General features: G+C 72.1%; 23 protein-coding genes. 5 read left to right on the plus strand and 18 right to left on the minus strand.

Annotated features, from left to right (window positions below; translation table 11 throughout):
- Positions 1-146 precede the first annotated feature (146 nt).
- Positions 147-1,319 (minus strand): acyl-CoA dehydrogenase family protein, encoded by a 1,173-nt coding sequence (locus tag ACH35V_RS34680; protein ID WP_395979093.1) that lies wholly within the window; start codon positions 1,317-1,319, stop codon positions 147-149.
- A complete protein-coding gene (locus tag ACH35V_RS34685; RefSeq protein WP_395979094.1) occupies positions 1,319-2,425 on the minus strand; it encodes an acyl-CoA dehydrogenase family protein in 1,107 nt (368 codons plus the stop codon). The genes ACH35V_RS34680 and ACH35V_RS34685 overlap by 1 nt, the downstream gene beginning before the upstream one ends.
- Before the next feature lie 172 nt (positions 2,426-2,597).
- On the opposite strand from ACH35V_RS34685, the gene ACH35V_RS34690 reads away from it, so the two are divergent.
- The 3 genes from ACH35V_RS34690 to ACH35V_RS34700 all read left to right on the plus strand — a co-directional run bounded on the left by ACH35V_RS34690 (position 2,598) and on the right by ACH35V_RS34700 (position 5,235).
- A complete protein-coding gene (locus ACH35V_RS34690; protein WP_395979095.1) occupies positions 2,598-3,245 on the plus strand; it encodes a TetR family transcriptional regulator in 648 nt (215 codons plus the stop codon).
- Positions 3,246-3,384: 139 nt separating this feature from the next.
- The gene (locus ACH35V_RS34695; RefSeq protein WP_395979096.1) at positions 3,385-4,824 is read left to right on the plus strand and encodes a S1 family peptidase; all 1,440 of its coding nucleotides are present in this window, start codon (positions 3,385-3,387) and stop codon (positions 4,822-4,824) included.
- Between the two features lie 177 nt (positions 4,825-5,001).
- Complete coding sequence (locus ACH35V_RS34700; RefSeq protein WP_207934073.1) at positions 5,002-5,235, plus strand: DUF397 domain-containing protein; 234 nt, start codon at positions 5,002-5,004, stop codon at positions 5,233-5,235.
- 54 nt (positions 5,236-5,289) lie between these two features.
- On the opposite strand, the gene alc is transcribed toward ACH35V_RS34700, so the two are convergent.
- The 9 genes from alc to uraD are packed head-to-tail and all read right to left on the minus strand — an operon-like array spanning position 5,290 to position 14,314.
- On the minus strand, positions 5,290-6,309 hold the full coding sequence (alc, locus tag ACH35V_RS34705; RefSeq protein WP_395979097.1) for an allantoicase: 1,020 nt from the start codon (positions 6,307-6,309) through the stop codon (positions 5,290-5,292).
- A complete protein-coding gene (allB, locus tag ACH35V_RS34710; protein WP_395979098.1) occupies positions 6,306-7,598 on the minus strand; it encodes an allantoinase AllB in 1,293 nt (430 codons plus the stop codon). Before allB ends, alc begins: the two co-directional genes overlap by 4 nt.
- A 1-nt stretch (position 7,599) precedes the next feature.
- Positions 7,600-9,909 carry a molybdopterin cofactor-binding domain-containing protein gene (locus ACH35V_RS34715; RefSeq protein WP_395979099.1) on the minus strand — a complete coding sequence of 770 codons (2,310 nt, stop codon included), beginning with the start codon at positions 9,907-9,909 and terminating at the stop codon, positions 7,600-7,602.
- The gene (locus tag ACH35V_RS34720) at positions 9,909-11,252 is read right to left on the minus strand and encodes an 8-oxoguanine deaminase (protein ID WP_395979100.1); all 1,344 of its coding nucleotides are present in this window, start codon (positions 11,250-11,252) and stop codon (positions 9,909-9,911) included. Before ACH35V_RS34720 ends, ACH35V_RS34715 begins: the two co-directional genes overlap by 1 nt.
- Positions 11,249-11,734 carry a (2Fe-2S)-binding protein gene (locus ACH35V_RS34725; protein WP_395979101.1) on the minus strand — a complete coding sequence of 162 codons (486 nt, stop codon included), beginning with the start codon at positions 11,732-11,734 and terminating at the stop codon, positions 11,249-11,251. The genes ACH35V_RS34720 and ACH35V_RS34725 overlap by 4 nt, the downstream gene beginning before the upstream one ends.
- A complete protein-coding gene (locus tag ACH35V_RS34730; RefSeq protein WP_395979102.1) occupies positions 11,734-12,612 on the minus strand; it encodes an FAD binding domain-containing protein in 879 nt (292 codons plus the stop codon). Before ACH35V_RS34730 ends, ACH35V_RS34725 begins: the two co-directional genes overlap by 1 nt.
- A gap of 13 nt (positions 12,613-12,625) precedes the next feature.
- A complete protein-coding gene (pucL, locus tag ACH35V_RS34735) occupies positions 12,626-13,513 on the minus strand; it encodes a factor-independent urate hydroxylase (protein WP_395979103.1) in 888 nt (295 codons plus the stop codon).
- Between the two features lie 4 nt (positions 13,514-13,517).
- Complete coding sequence (gene uraH / locus ACH35V_RS34740; protein ID WP_395979240.1) at positions 13,518-13,865, minus strand: hydroxyisourate hydrolase; 348 nt, start codon at positions 13,863-13,865, stop codon at positions 13,518-13,520.
- Positions 13,859-14,314: a 2-oxo-4-hydroxy-4-carboxy-5-ureidoimidazoline decarboxylase gene (gene uraD, locus ACH35V_RS34745; protein WP_395979104.1), complete on the minus strand. Its 456-nt coding sequence runs from the start codon at positions 14,312-14,314 to the stop codon at positions 13,859-13,861. Before uraD ends, uraH begins: the two co-directional genes overlap by 7 nt.
- Positions 14,315-14,425: 111 nt before the next feature.
- On the opposite strand from uraD, the gene ACH35V_RS34750 reads away from it, so the two are divergent.
- Together ACH35V_RS34750 and ACH35V_RS34755 are read left to right on the plus strand one after the other, a co-directional pair.
- Positions 14,426-15,949 carry a PucR family transcriptional regulator gene (locus ACH35V_RS34750; RefSeq protein WP_395979105.1) on the plus strand — a complete coding sequence of 508 codons (1,524 nt, stop codon included), beginning with the start codon at positions 14,426-14,428 and terminating at the stop codon, positions 15,947-15,949.
- 15 nt (positions 15,950-15,964) lie between these two features.
- Complete coding sequence (locus ACH35V_RS34755) at positions 15,965-16,369, plus strand: hypothetical protein (RefSeq protein WP_395979106.1); 405 nt, start codon at positions 15,965-15,967, stop codon at positions 16,367-16,369.
- Positions 16,370-16,381: 12 nt separating this feature from the next.
- On the opposite strand, the gene ACH35V_RS34760 is transcribed toward ACH35V_RS34755, so the two are convergent.
- The 7 genes from ACH35V_RS34760 to ACH35V_RS34790 are packed head-to-tail and all read right to left on the minus strand — an operon-like array spanning position 16,382 to position 23,399.
- Positions 16,382-17,242 carry an alpha/beta fold hydrolase gene (locus ACH35V_RS34760; protein WP_395979107.1) on the minus strand — a complete coding sequence of 287 codons (861 nt, stop codon included), beginning with the start codon at positions 17,240-17,242 and terminating at the stop codon, positions 16,382-16,384.
- Positions 17,243-17,272: 30 nt separating this feature from the next.
- Positions 17,273-17,998, minus strand: a complete 726-nt coding sequence (locus ACH35V_RS34765) for a Clp protease N-terminal domain-containing protein (RefSeq protein WP_395979108.1) — start codon at positions 17,996-17,998, stop codon at positions 17,273-17,275.
- 50 nt (positions 17,999-18,048) lie between these two features.
- Positions 18,049-18,966 (minus strand): NAD-dependent epimerase/dehydratase family protein, encoded by a 918-nt coding sequence (locus ACH35V_RS34770; RefSeq protein WP_395979109.1) that lies wholly within the window; start codon positions 18,964-18,966, stop codon positions 18,049-18,051.
- Positions 18,963-20,480, minus strand: a complete 1,518-nt coding sequence (locus ACH35V_RS34775) for a class I adenylate-forming enzyme family protein (RefSeq protein ID WP_395979110.1) — start codon at positions 20,478-20,480, stop codon at positions 18,963-18,965. Before ACH35V_RS34775 ends, ACH35V_RS34770 begins: the two co-directional genes overlap by 4 nt.
- Complete coding sequence (locus ACH35V_RS34780; RefSeq protein ID WP_395979111.1) at positions 20,477-21,646, minus strand: cytochrome P450; 1,170 nt, start codon at positions 21,644-21,646, stop codon at positions 20,477-20,479. Before ACH35V_RS34780 ends, ACH35V_RS34775 begins: the two co-directional genes overlap by 4 nt.
- Positions 21,643-22,395 (minus strand): glycosyltransferase family 2 protein, encoded by a 753-nt coding sequence (locus tag ACH35V_RS34785; RefSeq protein WP_395979112.1) that lies wholly within the window; start codon positions 22,393-22,395, stop codon positions 21,643-21,645. Before ACH35V_RS34785 ends, ACH35V_RS34780 begins: the two co-directional genes overlap by 4 nt.
- A 2-nt stretch (positions 22,396-22,397) precedes the next feature.
- Complete coding sequence (locus ACH35V_RS34790) at positions 22,398-23,399, minus strand: 3-oxoacyl-ACP synthase III family protein (protein ID WP_395979113.1); 1,002 nt, start codon at positions 23,397-23,399, stop codon at positions 22,398-22,400.
- Positions 23,400-23,537: the final 138 nt, after the last annotated feature.

Consider the following 23,537-nt stretch of genomic DNA (forward strand, 5'->3'; position numbering starts at 1 on the left):
GTGCACCGAAGAAGGCCGGTGCACCGAAGAAGGCCGGTGCACCGAAGAAGGCCGGTGCACCGAAGAAGGCCGGTGCACCGAAGAAGGCCGGTGCACCGAAGAAGGCCGGTGCACCGAAGAAGGCCGGTGCACCGAAGAAGGCCGGGTCAGCGCGGGGCGCGGGGCAGTCCTAGGCCGATCATCGCGATCAGCTCGCGCTGGATCTCGTTGACGCCGCCGCCGAACGTCAGCACCAGTGCGCCCTTCGCGAGCCGGTCGGTGGCCTCGACGAACTCCGCGGTCTCCGGGTCGCCGGGGTCGCCGTAGCGGGCGAGGACGTCGCCGACGATCCGGCCGACCTCCTGCACCCGCTCGGAGGCGTAGATCTTGGTGGCGGACGCGTCCGGGGCGCCGAGCCAGCCGAGGTCTTGATTCGCGGCGACCTGCCAGTTGAGCAGCTCGTTGACGCGCAGGTACGCGTAGACCCTCGCGACCGCGCGGCGGACGGCGGGCGTCTCGATCAGCGGCCGCCCGTCCGGCCCAGCGGTGGCGCGGGCCCAGCGCTCGAACCGGACGTGGACGTGCCCGATGTTCCCGGCCGGGCCGAGCGTGACCCGCTCGTGGTTGAGCTGGTTGACGATGAGGTCCCAGCCCTTGTTCTCCTCGCCGATCAGCATGTCCGCCGGGACGCGGACGTCCTGGAAGTACGTCGAGTTGGTGTGGTGGCGGCCGTCCATCGTGATGATCGGCGTCCAGGAGAAGCCGGGGTCGGCGCAGTCGACGATGAGCATCGAGATGCCCTTGTGCTTCTTCGCGTCCGGGTCGGTGCGGGCGGCGAGCCACACGTAGTCGGCGGTGTGCGCGGCGGACGTGAAGATCTTCTGGCCGTTGACGACGTAGTGGCCGCCGTCCCGGACGGCGGTGGTGCGCAGCGCGGCGAGGTCGGTGCCCGCGCCCGGCTCGCTGTAGCCGACCGCGAAGTGGCACTCCCCGGCGAGGATGCGCGGGATGAAGAACTCCTTCTGCGCGTCCGTCCCGTACTGCAGGATCGTCGGCGCGACGGAGTTCAGCGTGATGAGCGGGTAGGTGACCTCGGCGCGGGCGATCTCGGTGGCGAAGATCGTCTGCTCGACCGGGCCGTAGCCGCGGCCGCCGTACTCCTTCGGCAGCGCGACGCCGAGCATCCCGTCGCGGCCGAGGCGGCGGCAGTGCTCCAGGAAGGCGGCGCCGAACGGGTCGTCGAGGATGGCGGCGCGCTGCTCCTCGTCCAGGCAGTTCTCGAAGTACTCGCGCAGTTCGGCGCGGAGCTTCTTCTGCTCGTCGGTCAGGTCGATGAACATCACGCCTCCTGCGGGAGAAGCTCGCCGAGCGCGTCGAGGCTGTCGTCCGCGCCGCCGAGCAGGTGCGCGTACTGCTTGCCCCAGGCGAAGTAGCGGTGCAGCGGGTACGTGACGTCCAGGCCGATGCCGCCGTGCAGGTGCTGGCACGTGTAGAGCGCCTCCACGACGGGGCCGCAGGCGTTGTACGCGGCGACGGCGAGGACCTCGTCGGTGTCGGCGGCGCCTTCGGCGAGCCGCCACACGCCCGCCCAGACGGCCACGTCCAGCGCGCGCTTGGCGATGTAGACGTCGCCGATCTGCATGGTGACGGCCTGGAACTGCGCGAGGACGCGGTCGAACTGCTCGCGCGTCTTGACGTACTCCTTGGTCAGCTCCAGCGCACCCTCGATGACACCGGACGCGACCGCCACCGCTCCGGCGACGGCCGTGCGGCGCAGGGTGTCCCAGGCGGCGCCGTCGGCGGTTCCGCCGAGCAGGGCGTCCGGCCCGACCCGGACGCCGTCGAGCGCGACGCGCGACAGCGGCTCGGTGGTCGCCGACGGCTGCCGCGTGATCGTCACGGCGGCCGGCTCCACGAGGAAGACGCCTGTCCCGTCACCCTCGACCTGGGCGGGGATAAGGATGCGTGATGCCTCCCGCGCGTACGGCACGAACGTTTTCACACCGTTGAGGACGAATCCGCCACCGTCCCGCCGCGCCGTCGCCGCGATCGCACCGGGCGGGCCGACCTCGCGGTACGCGCCCGTCAGGACGGTTTCCCCTTCGGCCAGCGGGCCGAGCAGGGCGCGTTGCACGGCGGTGCCGTGCCGTCCGATCGGGACGGCCGCCAGCGCGAGCGACGCGTACACCGGGACGGGCGCGACCCTTGCGCCGACCTCCCGCAGGAGGACGGCGAGCCCGACCGGCCCGAGTCCCGCGCCGCCGGAGTCCTCCGGCAGGACGGCCCCGAGCAGTCCGGCCTGGGCGAGGGCGTTCCAGGTCGCGGCGTCGTACGGGGAGCCGCTCCGCTCGGACGCCTCCAGCCGCTCCCGCGCCGCCTCGCGGGCGAGCAGGCCGGCCGCGAGCCCCTGGAGCTCCCGCCGGGTCTCATCGAGGTTGAAGTCCACCCATCCGCTCCCTTCCGCACAACGCGAAAGTAGAACAGATTCTAGTCTGTGTCCAGGGCGCGGCATCAGGCCACACAACCGCGGTCGGCCGATTTGATAACACGTTCTTGTGCGGGCTGTATCCTTGGGGGACGCGCCGGGCGACCGACCGACCGCAGAGAAGGGATCGACCGTGACCGCAGAGCCGACAGTGACCGGGGACGAGACCCGGGGGCAGGCGGCCGGTTCCGCACGGCAGCCGGGCGTGCGCTCCCGGAGCCAGCACCAGCGGCGCAAGCGTATCGTCCAGGCGGCCGCGGCGCTGGCGTCGCGCGGCGGCATCGAGGCGATGCAGATGCGCACCGTCTCCGAGCGGGCCGGGGTCGCGCTCGGCACCCTCTACCGGTACTTCCCGTCCAAGATGGACCTGGTCGTCGCCGTCGTCGGCGAGGAGCTCGACCTCCTCGAAGGCAGCATCGAGCGGCGCCCGCCGCGCGCCGGGGACCCGCCGCAGCGCGCGGTCGAGGTGCTGATGCGCGCCACCCGCGGGCTGATGCGCGAGCCCGAGCTGGCGGAGGCGCTGATCCGCTCGCTGCTGCTGTCGGACGTCAAGACCGACTTCGGCGAGCGGATGACCGGGCTGCTCCTGCGCGCCGCGTCCGGCTCCCCCGAGACCGCGCCCGGCGACGTCCCCGCCGACGACCCGCGCCGCCTCGTCGCCCGCGCGCTCGCCGGCATCTGGACGATGGAGATGATCGAGATGCTGCGCGGCAACGCCACCGCCGAGGAGATCCAGGCCCGGCTGGAGATCTCCGCCGCGCGCCTGCTCATCGACGCCTGAGGACGCCTTCGACTCTTATCGAATCAACATTGAAATACCACTTGGAAGCGATTTATTGCTGCGGGTTATACGCCGCCTTACAGTCCCGGCATTGGGCGCCCACCTCTCCCAACCCCCACCCCCACACAGGAGAGTTCACATGGCCCGCAAACACCTGCTGCTGGGCATCACGGTCGGGACCTGCCTTGCCGCAGCACTGGCGACCCCAGCGCTCGCGGACACGGCATCCCCGGCCACGCAGGCACAGACCGCGGCAAAGACGCCGCGGCCCATCGGTCCCGTAGGCAAGACCGCCGCCATTCAGAAGAACCTCCGGATGTCCCTCGGATCCGAGTTCGGAGGGGCCTGGGTGAAGAACGGCTCCCAGGTCGTCGTCGCCACCACCGACGCCTCGACCGCCGCCGCGATCACGGCGGCCGGCGCCAAGCCGAAGGTGGTGAAGTACAGCGAGCGGCAGCTCGGCGGCGAGCTGGCGAAGCTGAACGAGCACTCCCGGTCGGCGGCGAAGTCCGTGACGTCGTGGTACGTCGACGCCGAGACCAACACCGTCGTCGTCAACGCGTCCAGCACGTCCGCCGCGAAGCGCTTCGTGAAGGCCAGCGGCGTGAACGCGTCGGCCGTCCGCATCGTCCACTCGACGGCGAAGCCCCGCCTCGCCTACGACATCATCGGCGGCGAGCGGTACTGGACGACCCAGTACGGCTGCTCCGTCGCGTTCGCCGTCACCGGCGGGTTCCTCACCGCCGGGCACTGCGGCGACACCGGGGAGACGACGGAAGGGGCCAACCGGGTCGCGCTGGGCACGTTCGGCGGCTCCTCGTTCCCCAGCGACGACTACGCGTGGGTCGACACCAACAGCCAGTGGACGCCCACTCCCAAGGTCAACAAGTACGACGGCACCTACGAGACGATCCTCGGCGCGACCGAGGCCCCCGTCGGCACCCAGGTGTGCCGGTCGGGCGGCACGACCAACACGCGGATCTGGTGCGGCCCCATCCAGCAGCGGAACGCGACCGTCAACTACCCCGAGGGCACCGTCACGGGCCTGATCCGCGCGAACGTCTGCGCCGACCCGGGCGACTCCGGCGGCGCGCTGTTCACCCAGACGGGCGGGCAGGCGCAGGGCATCACGTCCGGGACCTCGGGCAGCTGCAACAACGGCCAGGACAGCAGCGACCAGACCTGGTTCCAGCCCGTCGCCGAGGTCCTGCAGATCCTCGCGCAGGACGGCCGTGAGCTCGTCACCGAGGACGGCGGTCCCGGCCCCGGCACCTGCGACGGCCACGAGACCCGCGTGACGGACTCGCTGACGTCCGGCGCCAGCGACTACCAGCCGAGCGGCAACTACACCACGACGACGACCGGCGCGCACACCGCGTGCCTCGACGGTCCCGACGGCGTCGACTTCGACGTCTACCTGCAGAAGCTGAACGGGACCACCTGGCAGACCGTCGCGCACTCGATCAGCCCGACGCCCGACGAGAGCATCAACTACAACGGCGCCGCGGGCACCTACCGGTACCGCGTCCACGCCTACAGCGGAAACGGCGACTACACGTTCGCCTTCAGCAAGCCGTAATACGCCATAGCTGGGCACGAGAACTTCCCCGGCCGCCTCTCCCCTTTTGGGCGGCCGGGGATGCTTTTCATGTGCCGTCCACCCCTTCCCCAGTAGCCTGGGCGTCGAAAAGCGCCCGGCCCGAGCCCGGCCGGCGCCGGGACGAACCGGCCGGATCCAGGATGAGAAGGTGTGCCAGTGACCGAGCAGGAACCGATCCTCAGCGACGGGGTCATCATCGAGTTCGTCGATGGCAAGGACGTCCCCGTCCAGCACAAGGACTTCGGTGAGCGGGCCGTCGTCATGCGCGACGCGAAGAACCCGGAGGGCCCGATCCTCTACTTCACCGAGGCCGAGTGGGACGCCTTCATCGCGGGCGTCAAGGACGGCGAGTTCGACGACCTCCTGGAAGACCCCACCGAGGCTTCCTGACCAGGATGAGCATGCCCCCGGCGACGCGTCGCCGGGGGCATGCTCATGCGCGGATCACCGGGGGCGGGTGAGCGCGTCCCAGCGGGCGACGAGGTCCCGCTCGGCATCGGGGGCGATGTCTCCGAGGAGGCGGAGCCGGGCGACGCCGCCGTCCGGGAAGATGTCGAGCCGGACGCTGGTGACCTCGGGCGACGAGAGCCGGAAGCGGTGCCGGGTGTCGGGCCGCAGGGGCGTGCGGGGGACGAGGATCCAGGAGGACGCCTTGTTGTCGGGAGGACGGCGGTCGTCGAAGCCGAACAGCGCGAACTCGGCGGGGGCGTTGAACTTGAGGTTCGTCGTGTCGATCTCGGCGAGCCGGATGACGCCCGGGGCGGCGAGGTGGATCAGGGCCCAGTCGTGGCCGCCGTCGCGCCGCCGGGCCGTCTCCCAGCCCTCCGCCTGATTGCGGGCCAGTCCCGGATGCAGCATGTTGTCCGGCGACGAGTAGAACATGTCGGAGCATTCGACCACGCGGGCGCCGTTCTCCAGGGCGGCGAGGTCGACGGTCAGCCCGGTCAGGAACTCGGGATTCGGGACGACATGGCCGTGGACGCGGAGCCGCGCGATCCCGCCGTCCGGGAACATCGCGAGCCGGACATGGGTGAACACGCGTCCGGTCTCGGCGGCGGCGAACTCGTGGACGGTGTCGCCTTCCAACGGGCTCCTGGGGACGATCTCGACCCAGTCGGCGTCCAGCAGTTCGGCGGGCGACGGGTGGCCGTCCGCGAAGCAGGCCTCGACGGAGGCGTGCGGCGGGAAGTTGCCCTTGAACCAGGCGGTGTCGACGACGACGCCGATGATCCTGCCCGGCAGGCCGAGACGGATCAGCGCCCAGTCGTGGCCGCCGCCGCGCCGCCGGGCCGTCTCCCAGCCGTCGTACTCCTGCCCCTTCGGGCCGAACGTCTCCGGCCGGAAGGCGGGCGCCCACGGGTTGAGGAGGTTCTCCTTCGCCGCGAACGACTCGTCGCTCGCGGCGATCACCGAGCCCCCGAGGGTGCGGACGGCCAGGTCGGGCAGCGAGCTGAAATCGGTCATGGCGCTTCCGGTCGGCTGAGCAGGCGTCCTGTGAACGCGCCACCCGACGTCGGAACGCCGCGGAGCCAGGTGGACTGGACGACCCCGGCCAGCGTACGGCCCTCGTAGGGGGTGACGGGGTGGCGGTGGTGGAGGGCGGCGGGATCGACGGTGAAGGTCTCGTCCGCGGCGAACGCGACGAGGTCGGCGTCGTTCCCCACGACGATCCCGCCCTTGCCAGGGACGCCCGCTAGCGCCGCCGGGCCCTCGGACATCCAGCGGACGACATCGTGCAGGCTGTGGCCGCGTGCGCGTGCCGCCGTCCAGACGGCGGGCAGCCCTAGCTGGAGGGACGAGATCCCGCCCCACGCCGTGGCAAAGTCACCGCGCTTCAACTCCGGCGCGCAGGGTGAATGGTCGGTGACGACGCAGGACATGACGCCCGAGGCCAGGCCCTGCCAGAGCAGTTCGCGGTTGGCGGCGTCCCTGATGGGCGGGCAGCACTTGTGCGCCGGGCTGCGGGCGTCGTCCGCGCAGAAGGCGAGGTAGTGCGGGCAGGTCTCGGCGGTGACGGGCAGCCCGTCCGCCTGGGCCTTCGCGAGGACGTCCAGGCAGTCGGCGGCGGACAGGTGCAGGATGTGCGCGCGGACGCCCGTCTCCTCCGCCAGCCGGACGACCCGCTCCACCGCGAGACGCTCGGCGGACGCCGGACGGGACGCCAGAAACTCCGCGTACCCGCCACCGGACGGCGCCGTCAGCGACGCCGGATCCTCAGCGTGGACGATGACCAGCCCGCCGAACGAGGCGATCTCCCGGAACGCCGCCCGCATCTCCTCGAACCCGAGCGGCGGGAACTCCGGGACGCCGGAATCGGACGTGAAGCACTTGAAGCCGAAGACGCCGAGGTCGTGCAGCGGGCGCAGCGAGGCGAGGTTGCCGGGGACCGCGCCGCCCCAGAACCCGACGTCCACCGCGCACGCGCCCTCCGCCGCCTCGCGTTTCGCCGCCAGCGCGGCCGGGTCGACGGTCGGCGGGAGCGCGTTGAGCGGCATGTCGACCAGCGCGGTGACGCCGCCCGACGCGGCGGCGCGGGTCGCGGTCGCGAAGCCCTCCCATTCGGTGCGGCCCGGCTCGTTGACGTGCACATGGGTGTCGACCAGGCCGGGCAGCAGCGCGACGTCGCCCAGATCGACACCGGTGCCGGGGTAGGGGGTGATCGCGGTGATGCGGCCGTCGCGGACGGACACGGCGGCGGGACGCTCGCCGTCCGGCAGGACCGCCCGGCGGGAACTGATCACGAGGTCGTCCACGTCAGTCCCCCTGGACGATGTGCTCCGGCCGGACGGGCACGCGCGCCAGCGCCCGGCCCGTGGCGGCGCGGATCGCGGCGACGATCGCGGGCGTGGACGACAGCGTCGGCGGCTCGCCCGCCCCGCGCAGCCCGTACGGGGCCTCCGGGTCGGGGTTCTCCAGGATGTCGAGCCGCATCGGCGGCATGTCGAGGATCGTGGGGATCAGGTAGTCGGTGAAGGACGGGTTCCGGACGACGCCGTCCGACACGACGATCTCCTCCATCACCGCCAGCCCGAGGCCCTGCGCGGACCCGCCGTGGATCTGCCCCTCCACGCCCGTCCGGTTGATGATCTTGCCGACGTCCTGGACGGCGGCCAGCTCGACCACCTTGACGAGCCCGAGGTCGACGTCCACGTCCACGACGGCGCGGTGGACGCACAGGGCGAGCTGCGTGTGGCTGCGTCCCTGCCCGGTGACCGGGTCCATCGCGGTGGTGGGCCGGTGCCGGTACTCACGGGTCTCCTCGATGACGGCGTCGCCGAGGACGTCCTCGACCGTGCCGAGCACGCCGTCCGCCCGCGAGACGATCTTCCCGCCGACCACGGCGAGGTCGGCGCGGCCGAACCGCCGGGAGGCGAGGGCGAGGAGTCCGGCGCGGACCGCCTCGCACGCCGCCTTGACCGCGCCGCCCGACATGTACGACTGGCGGGACGCGCTGGACGAGCCCGCGTCGCCCACCCGGTTGTCGGCGGGCGCGATCGTGACCCTCTGGACGCCCAGCTCCGTCCGCGCGATCTGCGCCTGGATCGTGACGAGGCCCTGCCCGACCTCCGCCGCCGCGGTGTGCACGAGCGCGGTCGCCTCGCCGCCGATGACCTCCAGCCGGACGCGGGCCGTGGAGTAGTCGTCGAAGCCCTCCGAGAAGCAGATGTTCTTGATGCCGACGCCGTACCCGACGCCCCGCACGACGCCCTCGCCGTGCGTCGTCTGCGACACCCCGCCCGGCAGGTTCCGCAGGTCGGACGGGTCGAGCGGCGGTGGCGGCGGCATCGCGTCCAGCCGGGTCAGCATGTCCGCGAGCGGCGCCGGGGACTCGATGACCTGCCCGGTCGCGAGCTTCGAGCCCCGCGAGACGGCGTTGCGGCGGCGGATCTCGACCGGGCCGAGCCCGCAGGCCGCGCCGAGCCTGTCCATCATCGACTCGTAGGCGAAGCACGCCTGGACGGCCCCGAACCCCCGCATCGCGCCGCACGGCGGGTTGTTCGTGTAGACGCCGTACGCGTCGATCCTGATGTTGGGGACCTCGTACGGGCCGACGCCGAGGGACGCCGCGTTCCCGACGACGTTCTTCGTGGACGAGGTGTACGCGCCGCCGTCCAGGACGATCTCGACGTCGGCGTAGAGGAGGCGTCCGTCCGCCGTGGCGCCGTACTCGTACCGCATCAGCGCGGGATGCCGGTGGACGTGCCCGAAGAACGACTCGTACCGGTTGTACGACATCTTCACCGGCTTGCCGGTGTGCAGCGCCAGCATCGCGGCGTGGATCTGCATCGACAGGTCCTCGCGTCCGCCGAACGCGCCGCCCACTCCCGCGAGCGTCATGTGGACCTGCTCGTCGGCGAGGCCGAGGCACGGCGCGATCTGCTTGAGGTCGTTGTGGATCCACTGCGTCGACACGTAAAGGTCGACGCCGCCGTCATCGGACGGGATCGCCAGCCCGGACTCCGGCCCGAGGAACGCCTGGTCCTGGATCCCGACCTCGTACTCGCCCGCGACGACGATTTCGGCCCGGGTCTTGGCCGCGTCCACGTCGCCCACGCGGACGGGCTGGTGCCGGGTGATGCCGCCGAGATCCTGGACCTTCAGGCCCTCCGGGTCGGCGACCACGGCGCGCGGATCGGTGATCGGCTCCAGGACCTCGTAGCCGACGACGATCTTCTCCAGCGCGCGCCGGGCCGTCTCGGGATGGTCGGCGGCCACCAGCGCGACCGGCTCGCCCTGATGCCTGACCTGGTCGATCGCCAGGACGGGCTGGTCCTCGGTGTGGTCGATGCCGAACATCTTCCGGCCGGGAACGTCCTCGTGGGTGAGGACGGCGCGGACGCCGGCCAGCGCCAGCGCCGGGCCGACGTCGATCGACCTGATCAGCGCCCGGGGATGCGGGCTGCGGAGCGTCGCGCCCCACAGCATCCCGTCCATCCACAGGTCGGACGCGTACGCGAACTCGCCGGCGACCTTGAGCGTCCCGTCCGGGCGGAGCGGGCTCTCCCCCACGCCGCCCAGTCCGGGGGCCGCCACCTGCCCCGGGCTCTTCACTGGAGAAGCCATCAGAGCACCTCCTCCGCGAGGTTCATCAGGCGGCGGTGGGCGGCGGCGCCGCGGCGTGCGGCCTCGTCCTGCGGGACGGTGACGAGCGTGTCGTCGTCCACGACCGTCCGGCCGCCGACGAGGAGTCGCCGAAGTGGCGGCGTCGGCCCGAAGGCGAACGCGACGACCGGGTCGTCGACGGCGGCGTGGAAGCCGTCCATCCGCCACAGCGCGATGTCGGCGAGCTTGCCCGGTTCGAGGGAGCCGAGCTCGTCGTCGCGGCCGAGGCAGCGGGCCCCGCCGAGCGTCGCCATCTCCAGCGCCTGCCGGGCGGACAGCGCGGTCGGCCCGTAGCGGGCGCGCTGCAGGTAGATCGCCTGGCGCAGCTCCCCGGCGAGCGGGACGAGTTCCGCCGACGCCGGCCCGTCCACGCCCAGGCCGACCGCCGCGCCCTCCGCGAGGAGGTGCGACACGCGGGCGATCCCGGCGCCGAGGCGGGCGTTGGAGCTGGGGCAGTGCGCCGTGCCGGTGCGGGTCTCGGCGAGCCGCTTGACGTCGGCGTCGTGCAGGTGGACGCAGTGCGCGAGCCACACGTCCGGCCCGAGCCAGCCGATGGATTCCATGTATTCGGCCGGGGTCATGCCGAACTGCTCCGTCGTGTGCTCCTCTTCGTCCAGCGTCTCCGCCAGGTGGGTGTGGAGCCTCACGCCCTTGGCGCGCGCCAGTTCCGCCGATCTCAGCATCAGCTCTTTGGTGACGCTGAACGGCGAGCACGGCGCGACGGCCACGCGCAGCATGGAGCCGGGCGACGGATCGTGGTACCGGTCGATCGCGGCCTCGGTCTCGGCGAGGATCGTGTCGATGTCCTCGACCACCTCGTCCGGCGGCAGGCCGCCCTGCGACTCGCCCCGGTCCATCGAGCCCCGGCACGGGTGGAACCGGACCCCGATCTCCCGCGCCGCCTCGACCTCCGCGGCGAACAGGTCGCCGCGTCCCTTCGGGAACAGGTAGTGGTGGTCGGTGGACGTGGTGCAGCCCGACTTGGCGAGCCAGCCGAGGCCGGCGCTCGCCGCACCGGCCACGACCTCGGCGTCCATCTTCGACCACGGGCGGTAGAGCGTCGTCAGCCACTCGAACAGGGTGCTGTCGACGGCCAGGCCCTGGCTCGCCCACTGGTAGAGGTGGTGGTGCGTGTTGATCAGCCCGGGGGTGGCGAGGCATCCGGCGCCGTCGATGCGTTCACCGTCACGCTGGGGTGCTCTGCCGGGGCCGACGGACGTGATGCGGTCGCCGTCGATGACGATGTGGCCGTTCGCGTACTCGTCGCCGGAGACGGCGACGACGTGGGCGTTCTCGATGATCATCGCGCGGCCGCCTTCCGCTCCGCCGCCAGGCGCACCGCGTCCAGGATCTTCTCGTAGCCGGTGCAGCGGCACAGGTTGCCCGCGAGGGCCTCGCGGATCTCCGCGTCGGCCGGCGCGGGGTTCCGCTCGATCAGGTCGTGCGCCTGGACGATCAGCCCCGGCGTGCAGAACCCGCACTGGACGGCCCCCGTCTCCAGGAACGCCTCCTGGACGGGGTCGAGCCGCTCGTCGCCCGGCGGCCCCTCCGCCAGGCCCTCGACCGTGCGGACGTCCCGTCCTTCCGCCTGACCGGCCGCGACCAGGCACGCGCAGGCCGGAACGCCGTCGAGATAGACGGTACAGGAGCCGCATTCGCCCTGTTCACAGGCATTCTTGGAGCCCGGCAGGCCCATCCGCTCGCGCAGCATGTAGAGCAGGCTCTCGCCCTCCCACACGTCGTCCACGACCTCGTCCGAGGCGTTGACCGTGAGGTTCACGCGCATCAGGAGGCCTCCTTCCCCGTGATCGCGGCCGTGTGGTCGTTCCAGGCCCAGGCCAGGGTGCGGCGGGCCAGCACCGACAGGGCGTGCCTGCGGTAGTCGCCCGTCCCGCGGACGTCGTCGATCGGCGACGCCGCTTCGGCGACCAGCTCCCCGAACCGCCGCGCCGCCGATTCCCGGAGCGGGCCACGGCCGTCCCAGTCCAGTTCGTGCGAGATGAATTCTTCGGCGGCCGGGGCGCGGCGCGGTGTCGGCGCGGCGGAGCCGAGGCCGGTGCCGACGCGGCGCTCCGCCGGATGCAGCGCGATCGCGAACGAGCACACGGCGATCACCATCGCGTTGCGAGTGCCGATCTTGGCGAAGTACTGCGGGCCGGACGCGGGCGCCGTCCAGAACGCGCGGATCAGCTCGTCCGGTTCGAGGGCGTTGCGCTTCACGCCGGTGAAGAACTCCGCGACCGGGATCATCCGGACGCCGCGCGCCGCCGACTCCGCCTCGATCACCGCGCCGGCGGCCAGCAGCGGCGGATGGCCGTCCCCGGCGGGCGACGCCGCGCCGAGGTTGCCGCCGACCGTGCCGCGGTTGCGGATCTGCGGCGAGCCCACCGTCCGGGACGCCTGCGCCAGGCCCGGCAGACTCGCGCCCAGTTCTTCGATCAGGCGGGTATATGGGACGGCTGCGCCCACGCGGAGGCGTCCGTCCGCCATGTCCCACTCGGTGAGCTCGCGGATCGTCGTCAGGTCGAGCAGCGCCTCCGGCCTCCGCTCATCGAAGTTGATCTCGACCATGACGTCGGTGCCGCCCTGGAGGGGCAGCGCGCCCGGCAGTTCGGCCTTCGTGTCGAGCGCTTCTCTCCACGTCGCCGGTCGCAGGAATTCCATTGCTCTCAGTTCCCTATTCCCAGGCGGACGCCGCGGGCGGCGCGTCGTCGGTGAGGACGGTGCCCTCGATCAGCCCGTACGGACGATCCGCCGCGAAGTACACCTCGTTGTCGTTGTCCATTCCGAACGGCTCCAGATCGACCAGGAAATGATGCTTGTTGGGCATCGACAGCCGTATCTCGCAAAGCTCGTCTCGTTCGTCCAATACCCGGCGGCCCATCTGGAACAGCGTCTGCTGGAGCGAGAGGCTGTGCGTTTCGGCGAACGCGTGCAGCAGGTGGTGGCGGGCCGTGCGGTAGGAGTCGTCCCAGTCGCCGGTTCCGGTGTTGCGGTGGCGCCATCGGGCGGTGACGGCGGTCGCGAGGACGCGGTCGCCGGTCGGGGCGAGCGTCGTGTACTCGTCCTGGATGAACCCGTGGAATTCGCTGCCGGTCGAGTTCAGGACGACCAGGTCTTGAAGCCCGGAGACGACCGACTCGGCGGCGCCGTCGCCGTCGCTGTGGACCAGCGCCGTCCGGATCTCACCGCCGTTCCGGACGAACGAATGCCCGCCCGTGATGCGATCCCAGGAATACTCGTCGATCTCCACGCGGGCGTGGGTGATCGTCGGCTGGGAGTCCACGAAATGGCGGGCGAGCAGGAGCCCGAAGTCCTCGATCGTCTCGATGCCGTGCTTCTTGGCGAACGCGAACACGGTGTTCTTCTGGCTGTCCGTCGGCAGCACGGCCGCGTTGTCGCCGGTCAGGTGCGCGTCGGCCATCGCACCGGAGAGGGAGACGCTGACGTTCACGTCCTTGATCCGGTGCCGCCCGCCAGATCCGCCCGGCGCGCCGGAGCGCGTGACGCGGACGACGCGCGTTTCCGCCTTCCCGTAGCGGTTGGGGCCCAGCACGATGCCCATGTCGCTAGCTCCCTCGGTAGGTCGAGTACGCGAACGGGCTGATCAGTAGCGGGACGTGCAGATGCCGCCCGGGGTCGGTGATCGTGAACGCCACGGCGACCTCGGGATAGAAGTCCGACAGGCCGGACGTGTCGAACACCAGGCGGTACGTCCCGGCGCTGAGTTCCGTGCCCCACTCCTTGATCCGGCCGTCGCCGTCGGTGCGGGCCGCGGCGAGCGTCGTCCAGCCGCCGCCCGTGCCGCTGCCGCCCGCGTCGCCGCTGTCCGCGTCGCGCCGCTCCAGCCGGACGGTCATCCCCGCCGCCGGCAGCCCCTTCGCCGCGTCCAGCACGTGCGTCGAAAGACTCACGATCTCCGCTCCCCCGCCAGCCTGGTCAGACGAAGATCCACGATCTTCGCGAGTTCCCTCCGGACGACGGCCCGCTCGGCCTCGACGCCGTTGCCCAGGCGATCCCGGAGGTCGCCGAGCATGCCCGCGGCGGTGCGTCCCGTCGCGCAGATCAGGAACACGTGGCCGAAGCGGTCCTCATAGGCTCGGTTCCCCTCGATGAGGGCGGCACGCACGTCCGACGCCGCGTCGTCCATGCCCGACTGCTCGGCCCGCGACCAGCCGTCCACGCGGTCCCCGATGCGGGGGTGTGCGGCGAGGGCCTCCTCCACGTCGGGCCATTCGAGATCGTCCAGCGCGGCGGCCCCGGCCTCGCGCAGTTCGGTCAGGTCGCGGCAGCGCCGTCCGGCGACCGCCTTCACCCAGCGGTGGGACGCGCAGCACGCGAACAGGTCCGCTTCCGTGAACAGCACCCGCGCCTCCCTCGTTGCATGCAGTACACACACCCGCCCGCGCGCCGGTCGAGAGACAGGACGTCCTAACTGTGCTGCTCTCCGGCCCCGACCCTTTGTAGGTTGCTACATGTGAAGCTGCGCACCCTGCTCGCCATGCCCGAACTGCGGCTTGAAGTCGTCATCGGGGATGACGCCGGGCTGGACCGGCCGATCCGCTGGGTCGTCACCACCGACCTCCTCTACCCCGGCCGCTACCTGCGCGGACGGGAACTGGTCCTCACCGGCCTCGTCTGGCGGTCGGGTCCCGCGGACTCCGAGACCTTCGTGCGCGCCCTCGCCGACGCCGGGGTGTCGGGCATCGCGGCGGGGGAATTCGCCCTCGGCACCATTCCGGACGATCTCGTCGACGCCTGCCGCAGGCACCGGCTCCCGCTGTTCAAGGTCCCGGAGGACGTGGCGTTCGCGACGGTCACCGAGGAGGTCGTCCGGCACCTGTCCGGGGCCCGCGCCGCCGATCTGACCGCCGTCCTGGACCGGCACCGCCGCCTCGTCGAGGGCACCGGGCTCGGCGCCGTCCTCGACCTGGTCGGCCGTGACCTCGGCATGCGCTGCCACGTTCTCACCGCCACCGGGCGGCTCGTCGCCGGTCCGCGGCTGTCCGAGGCCGACGCCGCCGCGCTGGCCGGGGCCTTTCTCCGCGCACCGCGCCTCCCGGAGTACGCGGCCGGTCTCGACGCGTCGATCTTCCCGGTGGGCGAAGGCGCCATGTGCCGCGCGGCCGACTGGTTCATCGCGTGCGAGGGCGACTTCGCCGACTGGCCCGCGGAGCGCCGCGCCCTCACGGGCGAACTGGCCGCCATCGTCGCCCTTGAGCGGGCTCGGCTGGACGACCGGCTCAGCGCCGAGGGCCGCCGCGCCCAGGAGATCGTGACCGCCCTCGCCACGGGCGGCGACCTCGGAAATGCGGGTGAACAGGAGCGATCAGGCTTGGCCGCCGGTGTCCCGGTGGTCGCGGTCGCCGCCTCGGGACGGGACGGACGGGACGGACGGGACGGGCCGGACGCGGGCGAGCTGCGCACCGTCCTCGCCGAGATCCTTCCGGGTGTGCGGCCGGTGGTCGGCCTGGTGGACGACGAGGTCATCGGCCTGATCCCGTCGCCGACCCGTGACGATGTCGCCGGTGCCGTCGAAGACGCGCTCATCGCGCTGGCTCCGGGCTTTGCGGGCGGCGGTGTCGCGGTGGGAGTCAGCGACACGGCCGAGGCGCCGGATCTGCGCGGCATCGTCGAGGAGGCCCGCCAAGCGCGGCGGCTCGCGACCACTCGTTCTTCTCCTGTGTGCGTCGTCCGGCATGACGAACTCGCCACTCATGTTCTGCTGCTGGCCAGCGTTCCCGATGACGTCCGGGAGATGTTCAGAGTGCGTCTCCTGGATCCGCTGCACGCCTATGACGAGGCGCATGGCGCTGATCTCGTCCGGACGTTGGAGGCATTCCTGCGATACTCCGGGTCTTGGACGCGCGCCGCCGAGGAGCTCCATTTGCATGTCAATTCGGTGCGCTACCGCATTCAGCGCGTCCAGGATCTGACCGGTCGCGACCTGACACGCCTTGAGGATCAGGTCGACTTCTTCCTCGCCCTTCGACTCGGATAGCTGCGGACGGCATCAATGACTCACGAAGACGGCCGTCCGTCCGGACGGTGGAGCGCGGCGATCGACGCCCTCGCCGCAAGCCTCGCCGCCCACCTCGGCCAGCGGGTGACCGTGGTGAACGCGTCCGAGATCGAAGACGGCTTCGCCTGCCTCATCCGAGGCCCAGCGCCGTCTGGGCCGACCTTCCAAATGGCGTGGGAGGGGGTGCTCGGCATGCAGGTCGTCGAAGGAAAGCCGGACGTCGGCGTGTCCCTGTTCCTCTACAGCCGGGGTCGCCGCCTGCGGCTGGACGACCAGCCCGGCAGCTACTTGGAAATCGTCTACGAGGGCCCCTTCGACGGCTCGGGAACCTGGCGCGACCTGGGCTGGCTCCAGGACGACTTCGGCGAGTTCGACGCCCACGACCACTACGGCGGCTGACCGCCCACGGGCTCAGGACGTGTGGCGAAGAATGGCCGGGACGACTTTGTCCCACGTTCGCCGTGGCAGTTCATTGCCCATCCCGGGGACGGCCAGCAGTTCAGCGCCGGGAATTTCGGCCGCCAGCGCCTCGCCATTGCCGAGCGGGAAGAACGCGTCGTCCTCGCCGTGGATCACGAGGGTCGGCGCGGAGATGTCGCCCAGTCGTTCCCGCCAGCGGGGCTTGCTGTCGAGGGCGGCGAAGACGGTCGCCATCTGGTTGGCGCGGTGTGCTTTGCCCGGGTCGGGTGCGGCGGGCGTCCGGTCGTAGATGCGTTCGATGCCCTCGCGCGCCTCGTCCTCATCGAAGGACGCCCCGGACAGATGGCGGGCGCTCTCGACCATGAAGGCGACCACGGAGGCGCGGTCCGTCCAGTCGACCTCGGGCGGGTTCATGAAGTGGGCCATCAGCTCGGGCGCGTGCTCGGGCAGGTCGGCGTCGTTCGGGCCGGGCGCGGTGGATCTGGTGGCGATGAGCGTGAGCGTGGTGACGCGGGCGGGGTCGTCCAAGGCGAGGAGCTGCGCGATCCAGCCGCCGACGCCGAAGCCCACGACGTGCGCGGACGGCAGGTCGTGGGCGTCGAGCACTCCGGCGGCGTCCGCGACCAGGTCGCGCAGCGTGTAGCCGGGGGCCTCGGGGTCGGCGGTCGTGGACCGGCCCGTGTCGCGCAGGTCGTAGCGCACGACGAACCTCCGCAGCGCGGCGACGCGTCCGCAGAGGTCGTCGGGCCAGGTGAGCATCGTGTTGCCGATCAGCAGGACGGGCGCGTCACCCTGATCGCCGAACGTCTCGGCGCACAGTTCCACCCCGTTGGCCTTGATGAGCTTCTCCATAACGGGTTGGACTGCCCGGGCGTCCGAAACTCATCCCTGCTGGGCCATGGCATTCAGGGCCTCGGTGATGTTCGCCTCGGCGGCGGCCTTGTCGATGCCGAGATCGGAGAGGACGCCTGATCCGTCCTCGAACTCCAGGAGGGCGAGGAGCATGTGCTCGGTGCCGATGTAGTTGTGGCCGAGGCGGAGGGCCTCGCGGAACGTCAGCTCCAGGGCCTTCTTCGCGTCCGCGTCGTACGGGATGAGGTCGGGGACGTCGTCGGCTTCGGGCGGGAGCGCGGCGGTGGCGGCCTGCCGGACGTCGTCGAGCAGGACGCCCTGCGCGAGGATCGCCTTGGCGGCGAGCGCGTTCGGCTCGGACAGCAGCCCGAGCACGATGTGCACGGGCCGGATCTGGTCGTTGCCCGCCGCCTTGGCCTCGTTCATCGACGCCATGACGACGTCGCGGGCCCGCGCGGTGAACCGGGAGAAGCCCTGGGACGGGTCGAGGTCGGCGGCCTGCCCCTTCGGCACGAAGCGCTTCTGCGCCGCCTGCTTGCTGACGCCCATGCTCGTGCCGATGTCCGTCCAGGACGCGCCGGAGCGCCTGGCCTGGTCGACGAAGTGGCCGATGAGATGGTCGGCGACCTCGCCGAGGTGCTCGGCGGCGACGACGGCGCTGGAGAGCTGTTCGAGGGCGTCGGTGTGGACCTTCTTGATGGCGTTGATCAGGTCGTCGAGACGGACCTGACCGGCCGGCTGCGCGGGTTCGGTCATGCGTCAACCATAGGTTGACGACCCGGCGATCGTCAACCTGTGGTTGACGGTCACCAGGAGGCGGCGCCGGTGAAGGCCGTCTCGTGCGGGTCGTAGCCGAGGGCCTCGCGCGCGGCGGTGATGTCGAGGGTCCGCTCGACGGCCAGATGGCTGATCGCGTAGCGGGTGACGCGCGGCGGCCGCGTGCTCCGGGCCAGCAGGAACGCGCCTTCGGCGACGGCGGCGAGCGGCCGTGCGGCGGCGGCCGGGACGTACACGGGCCTCGCCCGGACGCCCCGCTCGCGGAGGATCCCGCGCAGCGCGTCGTCGATCGTGACCGGGGCCGCGTCCGCGATGTTGAACACGCCCGAGGCGACGGGCCCGGTCGCGGCGAGCACGCAGGCCCGGACGAGGTTGGCGATCGAGGTCAGGCTGACGCGCTGCCGTCCCGTCCCGGCGGCCGGGAGGACCGGGCCGCGCACGGCGGCCAGCACGCGCGGCAGCAGCGTCGTGTCGCCCGGCCCGTAGACCGCGTGGGGACGCAGGATGATCGCGTCGCGGGGCACGGCCCGTTCGGCGGCGGCCTTGGACGCGCCATAGGCGTTCAGGTAGCGGCGGACCGGCGCCTCGTCCTCGGTGACCATCACGCTCGGGCGGAACGGGTCGTACACGCTGGCCGTGCTGACGTGCACGAACCTGGCGCCGGGAAAGCTCGCGAGGGCGTTGCGGGTTCCGGTGAGGTTGGCGGCGAACAGGCCGGCGGCCGGTCCCCAGTCGGCGGCGCTCCCCGCGCAGTGGATCACCGCGTCGACGCCGGGGGCGTCCGGAAGCGGGCCGCGGGCGAGATCCCATGACCGGTAGGCCGCGCCACCCAGGTCGCCGGGAACAGGACGGCGGCCGTACCCGAACGTCGTGACGCCCTCCGCCGCGAGGGCCCGGCAGACCGCGCCGCCGACGAACCCGGACGCGCCCGTCACCGCGATCTTCACTCGGTCACCAGGTCGCGGAGGCGATCGCGGAGGCGGTCGCGGTCGAGCTTGCGCGTCCGGCCGGAGCGCGGCAGCTCGTCCAGGACGACGATGCGGTCCGGGAGCGCGTCGTGATCGATGACGTCGGGGAGGCTGCGGCGGAGCCGTCCCGGCAGATCATCTGGGCCGACGACCGCCAGGACCACCTCCTCGTCCCCGGTGCCGGGGTCGGGCACGCCCACGATCGCGGCCTCCGCCACGCCGGGCAGCGCGGCGATCGACGGTTCGTACAGGCCCGGGTAGAGGTTGAACTTGCCCCGGATCAGCATGTCCTTCTTGCGTCCCATGAGGACGAGGCGGCTGTCGTCGAAGCGTGCGAGGTCGCCGGTCGGCAGTTCGGAGACGGGCTCGGCGCCGAGGTAGCCGCGGCACAGGTTCGGGCCGGACAGCAGCAGTTCGCCGTCGTCGGCCAGCCGCGCGGCGACGCCGGGCAGCGGCGCTCCGAGAAGGTCGCCGGGCTCGGTGTGGGCGAGCTTCTCCTCCGCCGACGCGATCGCCACCGGCAGGATCTCCGTCATCGCGTAGACGGACAGGACCTCGGCGGACGGCACCGCCGCGACCGCTCGCCGGAGGAGCGCGGCCGGTGCGGGCGCGGCGCCGAGCAGCACGTACCGGAGCGTCGGCGGCAGGTCCGGCGACGCGTCCAAGATCTCGGCCAGGTGGACGGGAACGCAGAACGCGTGGGTCGCCTCCCGCTCCCGCATCAGCCGGGCGGCGTCGGCGGGGGCGCAGGACAGCGGCGGCATCGACCAGCGCGCCCCGGCCGCCAGCGCCGGCAGCCCGATCATGAGCTGGTCGGTGTGGACGACGTCGCCGGGTCCGAGCGGCAACCGCGTCCGGAACAGGTCGAGCGCCGCCGCCAGCGACGCCTGGGTGTGGACGACGGCGCGCGGGTCCGACGTCGTCCCGGACGTGAAGATCACCGCGGCGGGTGCGTCCGGATCGGTGTCGGTGGCGAAGTCTGGCGCGTCTCCGTCCACCAGGCGCTGGAACGACAGCGCGCCTCGCGGCACGCCGGGCAACCGGCGGCCGACGTGGATGTGCCGCATCGGGCCCTCGCCCGGAACCTGCAAGTCCGCGAGGTTCGGCAGCAGCAGCCCGCGCCGCCGCGCATACGCCCGGACGGGACGCAGGCGGCTCCCCGCGTACAGCAGGGATTCCGCCGCTGACCAGCGCGGACGCGCCACCCTCAGCCGCGCGGTGAACATCTCGGGACCGGCGCCAGGATCGGCGAACACGACCACTCCACCGGCGGCGACCACGCCCAGCGCCAGCACGAGCGACTCCGGCGACGGCCGGACGGAGAACAGCACTCCGTCACCGGACGCCAGCCCGGCGGCGAGCAGCCCGTGGCGGACGGCCAGCACCTGCCGCCGCAGCTCCCCGTAGCCGAGTTCCGTGCCGTCCCCGGAGACGAGCGCGACGCTGCCGGGCGTCCGGGCCGCCTGGTCCAGCAGGCATCGGACGAGAGTCACCCCGTTCCCCTTCCCACGCGGACGGCGAGATGCCGATACGTCGGGATCAGGACGCCACGGGCTGCGGCGCGGCGCGTGATCGTGAGCGGCCCGGCGGCGAGGAGCGTCCGGGCGACCAGCCGGATCTGCGCCGTGGCCAGCGGATATCCGAGGCAGAAGTGCGGCCCCGCGCCGAACCACAGCCGCCGCAGCTCGGGCGGGTGCGGACGGTCGAGGTCGAACGGCCCGAGGGCGCGGCAGCAATTGTGCGTCGCGATCAGAATCCGATCCCCCGGCCGCACCGCGACACCCCCGACCGCCACCGCACGGTGGACGCTCCGCAGCATGACCGGCGTCGGAGTCGTCACCCGCATGGCCTCGTCGATGGCCCGGTCGAGCGTCGCCGGGCCGCCGGCGGCGACGCGTGCGAGCTGCCCGTGGTCGGCGAGGAGGGCGATCAGGCGCGGCAGGAGCGTCGCGACCGTCTCGGTGCCGGTCAGGAAGAACGCCCCGGCGGCTCCGCGGGCTTCGTCCTCCGACAGGCCGAGCGTCCGCATCCGTCCCATGACCGTGGACTCGTCGCCCGCCGCGTACGCCTTCGCGGCGATGTCGCCCAGCGGATCGAGCACGGCTCGGGCCCGCCGCACCTGGGACGGGGACAGTCGCCGCGTCCGCAGCGACACCATCGAGACGACGCGTTCACCCTGCTCGAACAGGTCGCGGTAATCCGTTTCGGTCCTGGTTTCCAGACCGATGACTTCGCCGATCACTGCTCCGGCAAGCACGCGGGCCGCGTCCACAAGGTCGACGGTCGCGCCGTCCTGGAGGCGGCCGGTGAGCCGCGCCAGGGGCTCCTCCAGCACCCGCGCGCACAACGCCTCGGTATAGGACGGCACGAACAGATCGGCGAGCCGCCGCCGCAGCACCCGATGCGCGTCCCCCTCCATGTTGAGCAGCACGGAAGGCCCCAGCACGGGCGTCCACAGCTCGCCCGGAGATCCGGGGCCGTCCTTCCGGAACGTCTCGCCGTCCATCAGGATCCCGCGCGCCAGCGACGCGTCGTTCACCACCACGCCGACCCCCGGCACGCGCACGATCGGCCCGCGCCGCGCCGCGGCGCGCAGCAGCGGATACGCGAACGGATGCGCCGTCACGTAGAGGCGCCGCTCCCAGTCGCGGGCCTTCACCGGACGTCCACCACGGGCGGCCGGTACCGGTGGTCGGCGTACCAGCCCAACGTTCTGACCAGGCCGTATGCCCGCAGGCGGCGCACAGACCCGTAGACGACGACGTCCTTGCGCAGCCCGTACGCGCCGCTGATGCGGCGGACGCGGTTGACGAGCGCGCGGTCCTCGTGGACGTCCTCGATGCGGGTGCGCGGGAAGCCGCCCGCCCGTTCGTACAGGTCGGCGGTGATGGCGACGTTGCAGCCCGGCATCATCACGTACGGGCCGAGGTAGAGCGGGTCCTGGTTGCCTGGTCTGAAGCGTCCGAACAGCGCGGCGAGGTCGATCACGGCGGGCAGCAGGCGGCGCTCCCAGAACTTCAGCGGGAACTCGTCGGTGCGGGGCAGCAGCGGCCCGGACACCAGCTCCAGCCCGTCGCCGAACGCGCGCTTCACCGCCGCGACCCAGCCGTGGTGCGGGAGGCAGTCGGCGTCGGTGCGGGCGACGTGCGTGGCCCCGGCGGCGATCGCGTGCCGGACGCCGGTGTCGGCGGCGGCGCCCGTGCCCTTCTCCGGTTCGTGAACGATCCGGACGTCGAACGCGCCGTTCCCGGCCGCGAACTCCTTGACGACCTGCGCCGTCCCGTCCGTGCTGCCGTTGTCGACGACGACGAGCGCGAACCCGGTGTCGGTCTGCTCGGCGAGGCGGCGCAGCGTCGCGCCGATCGAGCGTTCCTCGTCGTAGGCGGGGATGACGACCCAGAGCCTCATGGTCACAGCTCCGCGAACATGACGCCGAGGCTGACGCCGCCCGCCAGGCCGATCAGCGCGACGCGGTCGCCGGGCGCGCAGCGTCCTTCGGCGATCGCGGTGGCGAGCTGCAGCGGCAGGCTCGCGGACGCGACGTTCCCGTGCTCGGGCAGCGTCACGACAAGACGATCAACCGGAATGTCGAGGGTCGAGCGCAGCACCTCCAGGTACGGCACCGTCACCTGATGGACGGCGACGATCGCGAAGTCGTCCCAGGCCAGACCCGTCTTCTGCAGCGCGGTGGTGAAGAGTTCCGCGCCGCCCGCGACGAACGCGTCCTTGAGCCGCCGGCCGTCCCCGCTGAAATAGGTGAACTCGGGGTCGCGGGGATGCATCGAGCCGCCCGCCGGGAGCGTCCCGATCCGCCACGCCCCGGAAATGGCGGCGAAGTCGCGGTAGAAGATCCCGCCATCCGGGGCCGCCTCGACGAGCATCGCGGCGCCGCCGTCGGACAGGGTGTAACCGGCGAAAGCGTCCGCGAACTGGGCGCGGTCGCGCACCTTCCAGCGGATCGCGCGGGACGGGCTCTCGCCCGTGCAGACCAGCACCCGCTCGTGCTGCCCGGTACGGATCAGCGCGTCGGCCGTCTGCAGCGCGTTCAGGAAGCTGTTGCAGGCGTTCTTGACGTCGAAGACCGGGCAGGACGCGCCGAGCTTCGCGGCGACGATGTGCGCGGTGGCGGGCTCGATCAGGTCCTGCGACGCCGACCCGAAGATCAGCAGGTCGATCCCGGCGGGGTGCGTCCCGCGCTCGGCGAGTACGCGGCGGGCGGCGGCGACGGCAAGGTCGGACGCCTGCTCCTCGTCCGCCATGACGTGCCGGTTCCGGATGCCGGTCAGCCGCTGGACGATCGTCGGAGGCGGCCGGTACCCGCCGCTCTCGGCCGCGACGCGCGCCTCCACCTCGGCGCTGGTGACCGTCCGGCCGGGCAGGCGGGCCGCGACGGCGGTGATGCGGGCTCTCATGACCTCGGGTCCCCCGGGTGCCTCGTCTTCCGTGGAACCGCCAGCGTCGCCGGTCCCGGACGCTCCCGGACAGGGCAGCCCTACGCAACCAAGGATGAGCGTTGTACCCAGGGTCGGGATGAGTACCGCCGCTCATCC

It is taken from the genome of Actinomadura sp. 1N219, from assembly GCF_044326405.1.
Taxonomy (GTDB): domain Bacteria; phylum Actinomycetota; class Actinomycetes; order Streptosporangiales; family Streptosporangiaceae; genus Spirillospora.